Origin of the sequence: Oceanobacter antarcticus (assembly GCF_044962685.1) — a bacterium.
GTDB classification, from domain to species: domain Bacteria; phylum Pseudomonadota; class Gammaproteobacteria; order Pseudomonadales; family Oceanobacteraceae; genus Oceanobacter; species Oceanobacter antarcticus.
The window spans coordinates 69,010-81,324 of sequence record NZ_JBBKTX010000019.1 but is presented as its reverse complement, the minus strand read 5'-3'; the positions used below and the strand labels follow the sequence as shown (position 1 = coordinate 81,324).

Below are 12,315 nucleotides of genomic sequence, written 5' to 3'. Positions count from 1 at the left end.
CCAGCTACATCCCGGTTTTTAATGCTTCCCAGTACTGGTTAAACAACGCATTGGCTGCTTCACCGACATCTTCCTGGAATTCACCATGGCTGATGATTTCCTGTGATGGGAAAATAATCGGGTTGCTACGGGTTTCTTCATCGAGCAGCGCCAGCGCATCCTTGTTGGGGGTGGCGTAGCCGATGTAATCCACGGTACGGGCCGCAATGTCAGGGCGCAGCATAAAGTTGATGAACTTGAGGGCGGCGTCCTTATGTTCCGCGTTGGCGGGAATGGCGAAGCTGTCGACCCACAGAATCACGCCTTCGGACGGGTAGATGTAGTCCATTTCTGGCATGTCTTCCTGCGCCATGATCACTTCGCCGTTCCAGATCATACCGAGGCTGACGTCGCCTGCCAGATAAGGCTCGCGTGGGGCGTCAGAGTTGAATACCAGCACGTTGGGCATCAGCTTCTTCAGCAGTTCGTAAGCCTGTTTTATTTCAGCCGGATCACGGGTGTTGGCGGAGTGGCCGTTGATGGCCAGTGCCATCTGGAATACTTCCCGCACGTCATCGGTCAGCAGCAGGCTGCCTTTCCATTTTGGATCCCAGAGGTCTTTCCAGCTGCTGATGCTGTTCTTGTCGATCGTTGCCGTGTCGATGCCAATACCGGTGCTACCCCAAGTGTAAGGCACACTGTATTGGTTGCCGGGGTCGTAAGGCTTGTTCAGCAGGGTGGTGTCGAGGTGTTTGAAGTTGCTGAGTTGGCTTTTGTCGATGTCTGCCAGCAGGCCTTCTTTGGCCATGCGGGAAATGTAGTAGGCAGATGGCACGATGACGTCATAGCCAGTGGCATTCTGGATCTTGATTTTGGAATACATCACCTCGTTGCTTTCATAAGTGTTGTATTCCACCTCGATGCCGGTTGCTGCGGTGAACTCTTGCAGTACGCCTTCCGGGATGTACTCGGTCCAGTTATACACCACGACCTTGTCAGCTGCGCTGGCAGACATCGCCACCATCAATGCCGCCACGGTGGTGGACACAAAACGAAATACAGAGGTCATTGTCATCAAGATTTCTGCCTTTTAATGAGAGAGGATATTACGGCAACCAGTACCAGCGACATCACCAGTAGCAGGGTAGCCAATGCATTGACTTCGGGCGATACGCCCACTTTTACCATCGAAAAAATACGGATTGGTAAGATTTCAAAGCCGGGGCCGGTAACAAACGAGCTGATAATTACGTCATCCAGCGACAAGGTAAAGCTCAACAGCCAGCCCGCCAAGATGGCCGGTGCCATGAGTGGCACAATGATCACTTTAAAAATACGTGCTTCGCTGGCACCGAGGTCTTGTGCGGCTTCGAGAATATTGGGATCGAGACTTTTCATCTGGGCGTAAACGGTGATCACCACAAACGGCAGACAGAAAGTGATATGGGCAATCAGCAACGACCAGAACCCGAGCTGTACTCCCAAGGCGATAAAAATAATCAGAAAGGTAATGGCCAGGACAATATCGGGCGACATCATCAACACAAATAACAGGCTGCTGGCGGAGGCTTTCAACGGGAACCGGTAGCGGTGGATGGCCAGCGCCATCAGGGTGCCAAGCAGGGTGGCGGCACTGGCGGCCAGCATGGCAATTAACAGCGAGTGGCCGAACGCCTGCATCATGGCGTCGTTGTGCCAGAGTTTTTCATACCACTTGAATGAAAAGCCGGACCAGGTGTAACCGTAGCGGGACTGGTTAAACGAGTTGCTCACCAGCACCGCCATCGGCAGGTACAAATACAGAAAGACCAATCCGATAAACAGCCATTTGCAGACGCCGGTGCTAGAGATTCTGGTCATCCATGCCTCCCTTGCGTTGGACGTACTGGTTGGCTTTGAAGTACAACCACAGCAACAAACCCATTAAGACAATCAGGAAGACGCTGAAGGCCGAACCAAAGGGCCAGTCACGTGCCACCAGAAACTGGTTTTTGATGACGTTGCCAAGCAGCAGGCTTTTGGCACCACCAAGCAGATCGGCGACATAAAACATGCCCATGGCGGGCAAGAAGACAATCAAACAGCCCGCAATGACGCCGGGCATGGTGAGTGGCAGAATAATTTGCACAAAACGCTGGCGGGCACCGGCTCCGAGATCACGTCCGGCTTCAATTAACGCGGGGTCGAGTTTGTCGAAGCTGGCCATCAGTGGCAACACCATAAAAGGCAGCAGAATATACACCAGCCCGAATATCACCGCGAAGTCGGTGTAAATCAGTTGCATGGGCTGGTCGATGATACCACTGCCCACCAGCAGGGTATTAAACAGACCTTTTTTACCCAGCAGCATTTTGATGGCGTAAATCCGGATCAGGCTGTTGGTCCAGAAGGGCACCACCATCATAAACAGTAACAAGGCCCGGACGGTGGTGGTCATGCGGGATAACAAAAACGCGAACGGGTAGCCGACAGCGAGGCAGATCAGCGTGGTGATACCCGACAACACCAGGCTGTCCAGGAATACTCCGGCGTAGATTGGATCCATCACCTGACGGTAATTGTCGAAGGTGATGGGCCAGACGGCAAAATGCTCGGAATCGGTGGTGAAAACGCTGGTCAGTATCACCATCAGGTGGGGTAGCAGGACAAACAGTCCCAGCCAACCAAGTGTCAGGCCAATAACAACCCGGCGGAAATTGATGTGCTTCAGCATTTTGTTCTCCCGCCGTTCAGAGGCCATCGGCCCTGATCACGTGTTCCCAGCCATGCACCCAGTTGACCCAGACTTTTTGCTGAATGTTGTAGTCAAAATCCGGGTCGTCTTCATCAAAAAATTCACTGGCGACCAAGGTATGGCCGTTGTCCAGCTTGATCACGGAGTCGAGGGTTTTGCCGGTGTAGTTACGTTCCACCACGCTGCCAAAAAAGCCGGGGCGTTCGTCGGCGTCTTCTATGTACTCAATACGCAGATCTTCCGGGCGCAGCAGTACGTGCACCACTTCGTTGGCAACCAGTCGCTGGTTGGCAATGATTTTCCATTCCTTGCCGTGGATTTCGGCCATGTATTCGTAGTCGTCCAGGCACTGGGTGATACGGCCATCAAATACATTGATTTCACCGATAAAGCGCGCCACAAACAGGTTGACCGGCGATTCGTAAATTTCTCGTGGCGTACCGACTTGCTGGGGTTGGCCATTATTCATGACTAACACCCGGTCGGACATCGACAAGGCTTCTTCCTGATCATGGGTGACATAGATAAAAGTGATGCCCAGCTGACGCTGGATGCGCTTCAGTTCGATCTGCATTTGCTGGCGCAGCTTGTAATCCAGTGCCGACAGTGACTCGTCGAGCAGCAGTACCTTGGGGCGATTGACGATGGCACGGGCGATGGCGACCCGCTGTTTTTGACCGCCAGACAACTGGTGAGGTTTGCGTTGCTCAAAACCGGACAGCTGTACAACTGTGAGGGCGTCGCTCACCCGTGCGAGGATGTCTGCCTTGTCGGTGCCAGCCATTTTCAAGCCGAAGGCGACGTTGTCGAACACCGTCATATGGGGGAACAGGGCGTAGCTCTGGAATACGGTATTGGTCGGGCGCTTTTCTGCATCAAGCTGGCTGATGTCCTGACCATCAAGAATAAGCTGGCCTTCATCCGGTGTTTCAAAACCGGCAATCAGTCGCAGCACCGTGGTTTTGCCGCAACCGGAGGGGCCAAGGATGGTAAAGAACTCGCCATCCTCAATGGTGAGGTCAAACCCGGTCAGCACTTCCTGGGTCTGAAAGCGTTTGGTGACCTTGTTCAACGACAGAAACGAAGAAGCGCTCACGCAAGCTCTCCTGAATGATAAACGATGAATTTTCAGCAACCATAATGCAGTTTCGTGATGAATACATCCGTGATTCCGAATTGGTTGGAAAGGCCGTTGCGGCTAGCATATTGATGAGACAAAGCGCTGCCTATAGTCCCGTCTACGGTCACGGCGACGGGACTATAGACAGCGGCAGACCGGTATGCAATACGGCATTTTTTAATAGAAAATTCATCGTTTTAGACCGGGTCGCTTCAGGCTGCGGCCAGCTGCGCTTTTTTCTTGCTCTGCTGAAACAGCAGTACCAACACCAGTCCAAACGCTGACGTACCGGCACCGGCCAGTGCGACAGCAGGCAGGCCCAACCCCAGATGAATCACGCCACCACCCAGCGCGGCGCCGAAAGCATTACCCAGATTAAAAGCCCCAATGTTCATGGCCGAAGCCAGGTTGGGGGCATCATGAGCTTCGCGCACCACTAACGCCTGTAAGGGCGGTACAATGGCAAAGCTTGAAATCCCCCAGAGGAAAATCACTGGGGCGACGATCAGCGCAGATTGCATCGTCGCGGCAAACACAACCAGCAACAGAATGGTTGCGACTAGGCAGACAATCAGCGCACCACTGAGGTTACGGTCGGCAAACCGGCCCGACAGATAGTTACCCACGGCCAGCCCGACGCCGTACAACACCAGCATACAGGTAACAAACAGGCTACTGGCGTGGGTTTCGTCCAGTAAAATCGGCGATATATAGCTGAACACCGTAAACATCGAGCTGGCCCCCACCACCGTGAGTAGTAGCGCAAATAACACCGATCCACGCTTCAACACCTTGATTTCATCCGCCATGCTGGTTTGGCCATCCAGAGCCAGCTTCGGTAATGAAACACGTAGGGCCACCAGAGTAATCAAGCCGAGTGCTGTCATACCCAAAAAGGCGCTACGCCAACCGATGGTTTCGCCCACCCAGGTGGCCAGTGGCACGCCGCCGATATTGGCAATGGTCAGGCCGGAGAATACCGCCGCTACAGCACTGGCTCGTTTGTCGGCGGGCACCAGCTGGGTTGCCACCACAGCACCGACACCAAAGAAGGCACCGTGATTAAACGAAGTAATAATGCGGCCAATCAGCAGCGTGGTGTAACTGTCGGAAAGAGCAGAAACCAGGTTACCCAGAGTGAATATGCTCATCGACAGCATTAACAGCCGCCGTCGTGACATGCTGGCGAACCCGAGGGTCATGATCGGAGCACCAATCACCACACCAAAGGCGTAGGCGCTGATCAGCATTCCGGCGCTGGGAATGCTGACATCCAGATCCCTGGCGATCACCGACAACATACCCATCGGGGAAAATTCGGTCACGCCAATGGCGAAGGCGCCAAGGGCCAGTGCCAGTAGTGGCGTATTCAGTTTCATTGCTAAAGCTCCCGTATTTATGCTTTCGGCAATATAGTGGCATGCTGTAGCCCTGAATAGATCGCTTGTCGGTCAGGCAGCTGTGCGTAAGAATCACAAGTTGGCTCAATATTCTGCTGCTGCTTCAGTACCACGAACACGCCAAAACACACAGATAAACACACACATTAACGACACAGGAGGCGCATCATGGAGTTGGGTAGAACCGATCGTACCGGAGATATGGCGATTTTCTTGGCGGTGGCCTGTGCCGGGTCGCTCAGTGGTGCGGCCCGAGAGTTGGGGCTGACGCCATCGGCGGTGAGCCGAGTGGTGTCGAGAATAGAAAAACGCTTGCGGGTGCAGTTGATGGTACGCACCACGCGCAGCTTGCGATTAACCCGTGAAGGCGAAGACTACGCCTTGGCGGCCCGGCGAATTTTGGCCGATCTGGATCATACCGAGTCGGCCATTGCCGACCGAGCCAGACCCACAGGCCGGGTCAGGGTCAGTTCGGCCATGGCGCATGGACGTATGGTGATTGTGCCCTTGTTGCAGGAGTTCAGCCGTCGCTACCCGGATATCCTGGTGGACATGCAGTTGAGTGATGAAATATCCGATGTGCTGGCGGGACAGGCCGATGTAGCGATTCGGTTTGGCGCGTTGGCCGATAGCCCACTGACGGCCCGCCGCTTGGGAGCAACTGGTCGTATGGTGGTGGCGTCACCGGAGTATCTTGAGCGTGAAGGAACACCACAAACGCCGACCGAGCTGGTGCATCACAATTGCCTTGATTTCAGCTTCCGACGGATTGAACCGGGGTGGCCATTCCGCCAGAACAATGAGTACGCCATGTTACCGGTGAGTGGCAATATTCAGGCGAACAACGGTGAAACCTTGGTGCAATTGGCATTGCAAGGGGTGGGCATTACTCGGGTTGGTTTATTTCATATTCAACAAGAATTGGCGAAAGGGGAGCTGGTGCCGTTATTGGAAGCATTTAACCCCCGAGACTTTGAAGATATACATGCGGTGTTTGTTGGGGGAGCCAACATGCCCGCCCGAGTACGGGTGTTTGTCGACTTTCTGGTGGAAAAACTCTGCCCACCGCCATCCAAAACCGAGACCGGTAGCAGGACACACCGGGGAGTACACGCCTGACGATGACAACCAGATTTCCATCGTCGTGACCAGTGGGTTAAAACCAATACTTTGGGCCTATATTCAGGGCGCTAAAGTAGCCTTTAAAGAATTCGGCGAGTGGAAGAAACTGGATCTATCATCATCAGTAACGGCAGTGCCAATCATTTTGGCGGCCTGAAGGCTGGTGGTGTTCACAACCGGGTTTCCCCATTCAATGGGTGTAAGACCTACGGTGTGTATCCATAGACCCAAGGTGTTCTGGTTCACTCACAGATGCTTTGGGAAGCTGTTCAGGGAGCAGGAATAAACCTGTTTCATAACAATAAGAGGAAACAACTATGTGGACTAAACCAGCCTACAACGACCTGCGTATTGGCTTCGAAGTCACCATGTACTTCAGCCACCGTTAAGCCTTGAGGGGATACAGGCATCGGTTCATCTCTCTGCCAATGCCTGAAACCCGAAAGGTGGAACCGTGTGTTCCTTTAAATGCCTGGGCGTAGTTGCTATTCCCGGGCATTTTTGCAACTGCTGACGGTCTTTTTGCAGCTGTAAGAGCAACCGAATTTCCAGCGATCAACAGCGGCTGTGCGTACCAGCAAAACAATAATTAGAACAACAGATAACAGGCCATTCTATGAAAATTCACGTACTCGGCTCCGCTGCCGGTGGCGGCTTCCCGCAGTGGAACTGTAACTGCGTTAACTGCAAGGGCTATCGAGACGGCACCATCAAGGCCACCGCCCGCACCCAGTCTTCTATTTGTGTTTCTGCCGATGGCGAACGCTGGTTGCTGTTTAATACCTCGCCGGATATTCGTGCCCAGCTGGCGTCCTTTACGCCGTTGCAGCCTGCGCGTCAGGATCGTGATACCGGTATCCACGCGATTGTGCTGATGGATGGTCAGATTGATCATTCCACCGGTCTGTTGATGTTGCGGGAAGGTCTGCCGCTGGATGTATACACCACCGCGCCGGTGCACGAAGACCTCAGCAGCGGGTTTCCATTGTTCAGCATGCTGACAAAGTGGAACGGCGGTCCGGCGCATCATGAGATTCCGCTGGATGGCCGTTCGTTCTCGATACCCGGTATGGAAGCATTAACAATCACCGCCATGCCGCTCGACAGCAATGCACCGCCGTACTCGCCACGCCGTGGCAACCCCATGCCGGGCGACAATATCGGTATTTTTATTGAAGACACGACCACCGGGGGCACGCTGTTTTATGCGCCGGGGCTGGGCGTTATTGAAGATCACCTGTTGCCCTGGATGGCAAAGGCCGATTGCCTGCTGGTGGACGGCACGCTGTGGACGGATGACGAAATGATCAATATGGGCTTGAGCCAGTCGACCGGCCAGATGATGGGTCACCTGGCCCAGTCGGGCGACGGCGGTATGCTGGAGGTGCTGGCAAATTACCCGGATGCTCGCAAAGTGTTGATTCACATTAACAACACCAATCCGATTTTGAACGAAGAGTCGGAGCAACGCGCCATCGTCGAGGCACAGGGGGTTGAGATTTCCTTCGATGGTATGGAAATCGATATCTAACGGGCGTTGGGCATTAAAAAATAACAAACAACCACCGGCTTCGTGATTCGAAACCATCCGCAAGCCCAGAGCGGGCACCGGATTAAATAGATGTCCCCCTTGAGGTGCCGGTGTGAGGGGAAGCGCAGAACAATAACAATATCCCCATCAGTAACCTCTTTGAGGTGGAGACACAGCATGACAGAACACCACCGTAACCCGCCCTGGTCACGCGAAGAATTTGAACAACGCCTGCGCGCCAAAGGGGCGCTGTACCATATTCACCACCCTTATCATCAGGCGATGCACAACGGCGAATGCAACGAAGCGCAAATTCGTGGCTGGGTCGCCAATCGTTTTTACTATCAGATTAATATTCCGGTAAAAGACGCCAATGTGCTGGCCAACTGCCGCGACCGGGATGAGCGCCGTCAGTGGGTGCAGCGTATTCTCGATCACGACGGTTACGACGGCGCCCATGGTGGTATTGAAGCCTGGTTGATGCTGGGCGAAGCGGTCGGAATCGATCGCGATACCATGCTGTCACAGGAGCTGGTGCTACCGGGGGTGCGGTTTGCTGTTGATGCCTATGTGAATTTTGCCCGTCGCTCAAGCTGGCAAGAAGCCGCCTGCTCCTCGTTAACCGAGATGTTTGCCCCGGAAATTCATCAGTCACGACTGGATACCTGGCCACAGAATTATCCCTGGATTGACGCTCAAGGCTTGCAGTATTTCCGGGGGCGGTTGAGTGAAGCCCGGCGCGATGTGCAGCATGGCTTGCGGGTGACACTGGATCATTTTGTCACCCGTCAGGAGCAGGAGCGGGCGCTGGATATTCTGCAGTTCAAGCTGGATATTCTCTGGACCATGCTGGATGCCATGACCATGGCTTATTATCAAAACCGGGCGCCGTACCACAATATCGAAGCCGACGGTATGGGCAACCCGGTGCGTTATCACCACGGGGCTTATCGATGATCACCGCCGAGCAGATACCGCTACTGAACCGCTTGTACCGGATGCAATGGGAAGAAAGCCAGCAGTCACACGTCCTGTTGTACCCGGAAGGCATGGTGCAACTGAATGGCAGTGCCGGAGAAATCATGGCGCTGGTGGATGGCACACGTTCCGGGGCCGATATTATTGCGCTGCTGGAACAGAAGTTCCCGGAAGCCGGTGACCTGAGTGCCGATATTATTGAATTTCTCGGAGTCGCCCATGAGCACAACTGGATCACCTTTGGCTAACCCGGTTATTCAGCCTTCGGCGGATAACCCTCACGGTGCCGGACGACCGTTCTGGCTGCTGGCCGAGCTGACCTACAAATGCCCGTTGCAGTGCAGTTATTGCTCCAACCCGCTTGATCTGAGTGGCAGTGGCACCGAACTTACCACCGATCAGTGGCTCAGTGTGTTTGAGCAGGGCCGCAAGATGGGCGCGGCCCAGTTGGGATTTTCTGGCGGTGAACCCTTGCTACGTCGTGACCTGGAAGTGCTGATTCGTGAAGCGCGCAACATGGGTTATTACACCAACCTGATCACCTCCGGGCTGGGCATGGATGATCGCCGGGTGTCGGATTTTCGTGATGCCGGGCTGGATCATATTCAGGTCAGTTTTCAGGCCAGCACCGAAGAGCTCAACAACCAGTTAGCCGGTAGTCAGAAGGCGTTCGCGCAGAAGCTGGCGATGGCCAAGGAAGTAAAAGCCCAGGGCTATCCGATGGTGCTTAACTTCGTGATTCACCGCGACAATATCGAGCAAATCGACAAGATCATCGAACTGTCGATCGAATTGCAGGCTGACTTCGTTGAACTGGCCATTGCCCAGTACTACGGTTGGGCGTTTATCAATCGTGCTCACTTGCTGCCCACCAAAACACAGTTAATCAAAGCCGAAGCCATTACCAATCAGTACCGGGATCAGTTAAATGGTAAAGGCCCGAAATTGATTTTTGTGACCCCGGATTATTATGAAGAACGGCCAAAAGGCTGTATGAACGGCTGGGGTAATATCTTCCTCACTATTGCCCCGGATGGCACCGCCTTGCCCTGTCACAGTGCTCGGGAATTGCCGATGCAGTTCCCCAACGTCAAAGACGAATCACTGGCCGACATCTGGTATCGCTCCACCGGTTTTAATCACTTTCGCGGTTACGAATGGATGAAGGAGCCGTGCCGCTCTTGCGATGAAAAAGAAAAGGACTTTGGTGGTTGCCGCTGTCAGGCATTCAAATTGACCGGTGATGCCGCCAATGCCGATCCGGTGTGCAGCAAGTCGGAGCACCACAGCAAAATTGTGGCGGCACGCAACGAGGCCGAGCAGCTGGCAGCAGGGGTTGCACCACAATCGCCATTGCTGGCCCGTAATACCCGTAATCAGCGGATGGCACTTGATATTATTGCTCGCAGCGAATGACCGCCATCAGCGCCCAGCAGGCTGCGGCTCAAGGGAAACAATGGGCTGAACTGCGCAGTGCCGGTGGCTGGCTTGGCTGGCTGGAATTTGATCCGGTCACGGCTGTTAACCGGGTGCTGGTGGCAGCCGCAACTACACAGCCGTTAGCCCCCTGCGTTGTTACACCAACAGGATTTTCTGCCCGCAGCCGGGTACATGAATACGGCGGCGGTAGTTGGTGCCTGTTTGCGCATGGGCTGATTATTGTTAATGAAGCCGATCAGGCGTTGTATCGAGTGGATCTCTCCAATGGTCTGGCGGCGGTGTCGGCTCCTGAACGCCTGTTTCATCGCCAGGGTTGTCGGTATGGCGACCTGGTGTGGGATGCTATTCACCAGCGGGTACTGGCGGTCGAAGAAGATCATTCCGGGCCTGCGTCGGAGCCGGTCAATCGGCTGGTGGCGCTGAGCCTGACCACGCAGCAAACGCAGCAAATACCGCTGCTCTCTCAACCACTCGCCGTACCGCAACGCCAGCTACTGGCAGAAGGATGGGATTTTTATTCCAGTCCGGCGCTCGCAGAAGATGGTTGTGCGCTGGCCTGGTTATGCTGGAATCATCCTCATCAGCCTTGGCGATCGACAACGTTGCAACTGGCGGAGCTGGATGCCGCAGGGCAGCTTCAGTCACTGGTCACCGCCGCCAATCCAGTGCAAGCCGAGGTCTCGTTATGTCAGCCAGGCTTTTTAGCCAACGGTGAGTTATGGGTTGTCTCGGATCAACCAGCAGGCATGCTGTCACCTGGGCAGCAGGAGGCGGATTCTTATTGGAATTTATACCGTTATCTATCTGAATCGTCATTGGCGCCGGTGTTCCAGCTGGCGGCAGAATTTGCGACGGCTCAGTGGCAATTGGGTTTACGTCACTGGGTTGCCGGTGCCGCAGGCGTGGTGGCCAGTTTTTTCCAACAGGGCCAAGCGGGCATCGGCTGGCTGAATCCTCAATCCGGTATGTTTGAGCGTCTGTCACCCAATGACTCTGCGGCTGCTCGCTACCATGGCCTGTGTTGGAATGCACAGAGCGGGCGTTATTACGCCTTGCAGGAACGTTGGGACTCGGCATCGCAGTTGGTGAGCTGGGATCTGTCGCTTCAATCAGGGCGTGATTCAGCGTTATGTCATGCAGGGCTGGATGTCGGGGTTATGCCTGCTGTGATTACCCGTCCCCAGCCTTGTGTCATGGCTTGTGTGGCAACGCCTGAGCTGGCAGAGCAAGCGCTGTTCGGTTGGTATTACCCGCCGACAGCAGAATATTCGGACGCTCACCAACCGGCACTGATTATTCAGTTGCATGGTGGGCCTACCTCAATGGCGGATAGCAGTTTTGATCCGCAAAAGCAGTTCTGGTGTGATCGCGGTTTTGGCCTGTTAACGCTGAACTATCGCGGTAGCAGTGGCTTTGGTCGTCGCTATCGCCAGCGTCTGGCAGGGCAGTGGGGAGTATTGGATGTGGATGATGTGCTGGTGGCTTGCCAGTACGCGCTGGCTCAGGGCTGGGCGCTACCGGGCAGAATACTGGTGCGTGGCAACAGTGCCGGTGGTTATACGGTATTGCGGGTGTTGTCAGACTCGCGGGCGGCAGCGGCCGGGATTGGCGGTGGCGCAAGCCTTTACGGGATCAGTGATCTGGCCTTGTTGAATGAGCATACCCACAAGTTCGAATCAGATTATCTGTCCTGGCTGATCGGTGACCCTGAAACCGCTGCCGAGTATTATCGGCAGCGTTCGCCGATTTTCCAGCTGGATGATTTCCAGCTGCCGGTGATTTTCTTTCAGGGCCGCCGGGATCGGGTGGTGCCGCCACAACAAACCCGCCAGTTGTTTGATGCCTTGCAGGGGCGGGCGGTAACAACCGAGTACGTGTTGTTTGATGAGGAGGGCCATGGTTTTCGGCAAGCGCAAAACCGTACGGTTGTATTGCAGCGGGAGTTCGCCTTTTATGATCAATTACTGGCGGCTTCTTCTGTTTAAAGCCGTCTGTTTGGATCGCTAACCGC

12 protein-coding genes are annotated in these 12,315 nt (G+C 54.6%); 7 read left to right on the top strand and 5 right to left on the bottom strand.

Features of this window, described 5'->3' with window-relative positions; all coding sequences use genetic code 11:
• Positions 1–4: 4 nt before the first annotated feature.
• From WG929_RS15170 to WG929_RS15150, 5 genes are all read right to left on the bottom strand, one after another.
• Entirely contained in the window at positions 5–1,054 is a 1,050-nt protein-coding gene (locus WG929_RS15170; protein WP_416206743.1) for an extracellular solute-binding protein, read from the bottom strand.
• Complete coding sequence (gene potC, locus WG929_RS15165; protein WP_416206742.1) at positions 1,054–1,839, bottom strand: spermidine/putrescine ABC transporter permease PotC; 786 nt, start codon at positions 1,837–1,839, stop codon at positions 1,054–1,056. Before potC ends, WG929_RS15170 begins: the two co-directional genes overlap by 1 nt.
• On the bottom strand, positions 1,823–2,692 hold the full coding sequence (gene potB / locus WG929_RS15160) for a spermidine/putrescine ABC transporter permease PotB (RefSeq protein WP_369857625.1): 870 nt from the start codon (positions 2,690–2,692) through the stop codon (positions 1,823–1,825). Before potB ends, potC begins: the two co-directional genes overlap by 17 nt.
• Positions 2,693–2,708: 16 nt before the next feature.
• Positions 2,709–3,809 (bottom strand): spermidine/putrescine ABC transporter ATP-binding protein PotA, encoded by a 1,101-nt coding sequence (gene potA / locus WG929_RS15155; RefSeq protein WP_416206741.1) that lies wholly within the window; start codon positions 3,807–3,809, stop codon positions 2,709–2,711.
• Between the two features lie 236 nt (positions 3,810–4,045).
• Positions 4,046–5,212, bottom strand: coding sequence for an MFS transporter (locus WG929_RS15150; RefSeq protein ID WP_416206740.1), 1,167 nt, complete (start codon positions 5,210–5,212; stop codon positions 4,046–4,048).
• 189 nt (positions 5,213–5,401) lie between these two features.
• On the opposite strand from WG929_RS15150, the gene WG929_RS15145 reads away from it, so the two are divergent.
• The 7 genes from WG929_RS15145 (at position 5,402) to WG929_RS15115 (ending at position 12,289) form a co-directional block, all read left to right on the top strand.
• Positions 5,402–6,352: a LysR family transcriptional regulator gene (locus WG929_RS15145; protein WP_416206739.1), complete on the top strand. Its 951-nt coding sequence runs from the start codon at positions 5,402–5,404 to the stop codon at positions 6,350–6,352.
• Positions 6,353–6,672: 320 nt separating this feature from the next.
• On the top strand, positions 6,673–6,744 hold the full coding sequence (gene pqqA, locus WG929_RS15140) for a pyrroloquinoline quinone precursor peptide PqqA (RefSeq protein ID WP_283171941.1): 72 nt from the start codon (positions 6,673–6,675) through the stop codon (positions 6,742–6,744).
• Between the two features lie 227 nt (positions 6,745–6,971).
• Positions 6,972–7,886: a pyrroloquinoline quinone biosynthesis protein PqqB gene (gene pqqB / locus WG929_RS15135; RefSeq protein WP_369857629.1), complete on the top strand. Its 915-nt coding sequence runs from the start codon at positions 6,972–6,974 to the stop codon at positions 7,884–7,886.
• A gap of 177 nt (positions 7,887–8,063) precedes the next feature.
• Entirely contained in the window at positions 8,064–8,843 is a 780-nt protein-coding gene (gene pqqC / locus WG929_RS15130; RefSeq protein WP_416206738.1) for a pyrroloquinoline-quinone synthase PqqC, read from the top strand.
• Positions 8,840–9,112: a pyrroloquinoline quinone biosynthesis peptide chaperone PqqD gene (gene pqqD / locus WG929_RS15125; RefSeq protein WP_369857631.1), complete on the top strand. Its 273-nt coding sequence runs from the start codon at positions 8,840–8,842 to the stop codon at positions 9,110–9,112. Before pqqC ends, pqqD begins: the two co-directional genes overlap by 4 nt.
• Complete coding sequence (gene pqqE, locus WG929_RS15120; RefSeq protein WP_416206737.1) at positions 9,084–10,280, top strand: pyrroloquinoline quinone biosynthesis protein PqqE; 1,197 nt, start codon at positions 9,084–9,086, stop codon at positions 10,278–10,280. Before pqqD ends, pqqE begins: the two co-directional genes overlap by 29 nt.
• A complete protein-coding gene (locus WG929_RS15115) occupies positions 10,277–12,289 on the top strand; it encodes an alpha/beta hydrolase family protein (protein ID WP_416206736.1) in 2,013 nt (670 codons plus the stop codon). The genes pqqE and WG929_RS15115 overlap by 4 nt, the downstream gene beginning before the upstream one ends.
• Positions 12,290–12,315 lie beyond the last annotated feature (26 nt).